Here is a 4,067-nt window from a genome sequence, read left to right on the forward strand (position 1 = left end):
AGGCAACGCTGAACGGCTTGGCATCAGAGGCATATTGCTCAATGTGCTGAGCAATATCGACTTCATAGCCAAACCTGTTGCGAAGCCCGGTTGCTGCATCGGTCTCGGCAATCTTGAGGGCAACTTCCTTCGCCTTCAGCGCGTCGCTGAGGCGGTGTTGCAGCTCTGTCGACCTGCGGTCCGCATATTCGAGCAGGCTGGGCATCAGGCCGCAATCTGCCTGTCCGGACGCCCCGACCTGGATTGAATCGATGATGATGCCGAGCAGCCCGGTCGTGCCGTCGGGGAAGTAGAGCGGGACTTTCTTGGTCAGCGCGAATGTATTTTCCCCGATCTGTTCTTCATTCAGGCTTTCTTCGCCCGCGAAAACCTTGTCGTCCTCACGCCAGAATTCCTCCACCTGGGCCTGATCGAAGACGGCCCTATCATCGTAACCGACGAATTCTTCGCGCCCCAGAAGCTGGCTGAAAGCCTTGTTGCCGTAGACCCAGCGGTGCTGGCTGTCTTTTGCAAAGATCGCATAGGGCAGCGCATCGAGCATCCAGGCTATATCGCCGACCGGCTGCTTCATGACGCGCTGACGCTGTTGCGATTGAACTGGCTGACATTCAGCTCAAGCTGGCGTGTCACCATTCGGCTCATCTTCTGCAGCATGGCCAGCTCCGCGTCGCTAAAGCTTCGCGGCTCGAAGTCCATAAGACAAAGCGTTCCGACATCATGCCCCTCAACGCGAAGGATCACACCGGCGTAAAAGCGGATAAAGGGCTTGTCGGTGACGAGCGGATTGTTCTTGAAGTGTGCATCGGCACGCAGATCCTCGACAACGAGGCTGTCGGACTTGTTGACCAGCGTTGAACAGAAGGCGACATCCCGATCAGCTTCGCAGATATCAAGGCCCGTGCGCGATTTGATCCAGACCCGCGTCTCGTCAATGATCGTGACCAGCGCGATCGGTACCCGGAATTGGCGTGAGGCGGCCTGGGTAATCGAGTCGAACCGCTCTTCCGGCGGCGTATCCATGAGTTGCATCCGGAGGACGCAACGAATGCGCGCTGCTTCTCTTTGGGCTTGCCGAATTCTAGGCATGTCTAGTCTGCCCCGTCCTGTTATCTACCACCCCTTTGTTCTCCAGATAATAGAAACTCGTAAATTCCCGGTTGCAGATTGTCCCGAAATTTGCCGAGCCGCGCTCTGCCTGAAAGGCCCTGCCTCGCCAGACGGCACAGGCTTGCTGGTCAAGAAGATGGCCGTGTACATCCGTACTTTCCCGCATTGCGAGCGACGGGCGGGGGATTTCTAATCTGCGTCCATGAGCAAAAAAGGACGCGGCATGGATGGATGTCTGCCCCCGCAAGACAAGTTCAGTGCTCCAGACGAGACCGCCGGCCTGACGGGCACCTTCAGGCGTAGCGTCCAGGATTTTCTCACCGAAGAATTGACCGAGGACCTGCGCGAGGCGGGGCGCTCGACGACCGGGCTCAAGTCTGATCCGGCGGCATGCAAGACCTGGCGAAAAATCCTCTACGAAAAAGGCTGGCTCGCGCCGGCCTGGCCGGCCGAGCATGGCGGTCCTGGCTGGAGCACAGAGCAACGGCTCTATTTCGAGACGGCCTGCGCCGACAATGACGCGCCCGTTCTCATGTCGTCCGGTGTACGCACCATCGGGCCGCTCATCATGGCGATGGGGTCCGATGCGCAGAAGGCTTACTACCTGCCCCGCATCCTCACCGGCGAGCATGAATGGTGTCAGGGCTTTTCCGAGCCTCAGGCCGGCTCTGATCTGACGGCGCTGGCGCTCAAAGCTGAACTCGACGGAGACGAGTTTGTGCTGAACGGCACAAAGCTCTGGACGAGCTTTGCCGACACTGCGACGCACATGTTCCTCCTCGCAAGAAGCGATAAGGCCTCTTCGGGCCGCGACGGCATCACCTTCCTGCTCGTCGACCTCTCGCTTCCCGGCATCGAGATCAGGCCAATCCACTGTATCGATGGCACCGAGGAGTTGAGCGAAATCTTCTTCGACCATGTACGCACACCTGCGGCCGACCGGATCGGCGAGGTGGATCAGGGTTGGGCAGCGGCGCGCAAGCTGATGGAAATCGCCCGGTCCAATAATACGACTACCGGCACGCTTCGCGCCTCCTGGCGCGCCGCGAAACGCCACATCGATGCCTTGGACCGCGCGCCGCCAGAACTGCTGATGCGGCTTGCCCGATATGAAAGCGAGATCGATACATTCGAGGCGCTGGAGGCGCGTCTGGCCGCGGGCGACTGTCACCTGTCATCAGGCGGCCGGTCTTCACTGATGAAACTGCGCGCTACAGAGCTCCGCCAGAAAATCACTGAACTCGGTATCGACGCGCGCCCCCACACCCCCGTCGCCCTAGCGCAGTATCTTTCGACCAGAGCTGCGACCATCTACTCCGGCACGAGCGAGATCCATCGCAATGGCCTTGCCCGCGCGATCGGCTGTCCCTGACGAGACTTCTGCGGCGCGTGTCGCCTTGTTTGCAAACCTGCCTCGTCGCGGTCTTAAAGAGGCTTGTCCTCATCGTCGACCAGGATGCGCGCAGCGTCTCCCTGCGGATCATCGAACTGGCCGCTTCTGACCGCCCAGATAAAGGCGGCCAGCCCTGCCAGACCGAGCAGGAGGGCAACAGGTATGAGGAAGGCCAGCATTTCCATGGCGGTAGTCTACCGGCCAGGCCGCAGGGCATTCAAGGTCACGATGAGAGACGAGGCCGACATCGCAATGGCGGCGACCAGCGGGGTGGCGAAACCGGCAACGGCAATCGGCACAGCGATCGCATTGTAGCTCGCCGCCAGCGCGAAGTTCTGCAGCATTCTGTGCTTTGCGCCTCGCGCGGAATCGAGAATGCCCTCGATCGCTTCAAGGCCTTCGCCGGTATAGACCGCATCGCTGGCCGACTGACTGAGATCCATCGCGCCGCCGGGCGCCAGCGATGCATGTGCAAGAGACAGCGAGGCCGCATCGTTGAGGCCGTCGCCGATCATCAGCACTTTATGACCCTCGGCGCGAAGCGCCTCCAGCCGCGCAACCTTGTCGGACGGGCTCGCACCTGAGCGCCAGTCGCCGATGCCGAGCCTCCAGGCGATATCGGCGACCGCGCCTTCACTGTCGCCAGAGAGAATTTCCAGGCTCGCGCCGCGCTTCTGGAGCGCCGCGGCGAGTTTGCCTGCACCCGGGCGGAGCGCATCCTCGAACTCGAATTTCTGCGCGTCGCCATCCCCTTCGGAATACCAGAGATGAAGCCTGCTCGTCGCAATCTGCGTATTGGCGCCCACCCATTCGGCCGAGCCGAGGCGGCACGGCACACCGTCAATCTCAGCCTCCAGGCCGAGCCCCGGATGTTCCTTCACGGCGCTGGCGACATGGCCCGGCCCTGCAGCCGCCACGATGGCGCGCGAGAGGGGGTGGCGCGACGCTCTTGCCAGTCGGGCAGCGCGCGCAACCATATCCTCGTCGCCGTCCGCCCTGACAAGCTGAGGCACGCCCAGTGTCAGCGTCCCGGTCTTGTCGAAGACCAGGTGATCGCATTCGGCAATCCGCTCCAGCGCGTCGCCCGATTTGAGGAAGACGCCGCGCCGGAACAGCCGCTCCGAGGTCACGACCTGGACCACGGGTGCGGCCAGCGCCAGGGCGCACGGGCAGGTGATGATCAGCGTCGAGACAGCGACCATAAGGGCTTCGCGCACCCCTGCCCCGGCAATCATCCAGCCAATGAAGGTAAGCGCCGCCGTCGTATGGACGAGCGGGACGTAAAGCGAGACCGCCTTGTCCGCGATCCGGCGGTAGGCTGAGCGGCGCTGTTCACCGGCGTCCAGCATGCGGGCGATGTCGGAGAGGAGCGAGCTTTCCGCGCTGCCCAACGCGCGCCCGCGCAGGGGCTGGGCCAGATTTACGGCGCCAGCATAGAGGCGCACGCCGGGCGCAACGGCCTGCGGCAGGCTTTCGCCGGTCACCATGCTCTCATCGGCCTCGCTGACACCGTCAATGATATCGAGATCGACCAGCACGCGCTCTCCGGGGGCGACGAGTATGATGT

The 4,067-nt window shown here is 62.2% G+C and carries 4 protein-coding genes and 1 pseudogene; 1 reads left to right on the top strand and 4 read right to left on the bottom strand.

What is annotated here, in order from left to right; all coding sequences use genetic code 11:
• Together WA989_RS07985 and WA989_RS07990 are read right to left on the bottom strand one after the other, a co-directional pair.
• The coding region (locus tag WA989_RS07985; RefSeq protein WP_424339975.1) for a PAS domain-containing protein at window positions 1-571 on the bottom strand (571 nt) is incomplete at its 3' end.
• Window positions 568-1,020: a GAF domain-containing protein gene (locus WA989_RS07990; RefSeq protein ID WP_424339976.1), complete on the bottom strand. Its 453-nt coding sequence runs from the start codon at window positions 1,018-1,020 to the stop codon at window positions 568-570. The genes WA989_RS07990 and WA989_RS07985, both read right to left, overlap by 4 nt.
• Window positions 1,021-1,330: 310 nt before the next feature.
• Here WA989_RS07990 and WA989_RS07995 point away from each other — a divergent pair.
• A pseudogene (locus tag WA989_RS07995) lies at window positions 1,331-2,455 on the top strand (acyl-CoA dehydrogenase family protein); the annotation flags it as partial.
• Window positions 2,456-2,532: 77 nt separating this feature from the next.
• On the opposite strand, the gene ccoS reads toward WA989_RS07995, so the two are convergent.
• Window positions 2,533-2,685, bottom strand: coding sequence for a cbb3-type cytochrome oxidase assembly protein CcoS (gene ccoS, locus WA989_RS08000; RefSeq protein ID WP_424339977.1), 153 nt, complete (start codon window positions 2,683-2,685; stop codon window positions 2,533-2,535).
• Window positions 2,686-2,694: 9 nt separating this feature from the next.
• Window positions 2,695-4,067: heavy metal translocating P-type ATPase (locus tag WA989_RS08005; RefSeq protein WP_424339978.1), on the bottom strand; the 1,373-nt coding region annotated here is incomplete at its 5' end.

It is taken from the genome of Henriciella sp. (genome assembly GCF_049649345.1).
Classification (GTDB): domain Bacteria; phylum Pseudomonadota; class Alphaproteobacteria; order Caulobacterales; family Hyphomonadaceae; genus Henriciella.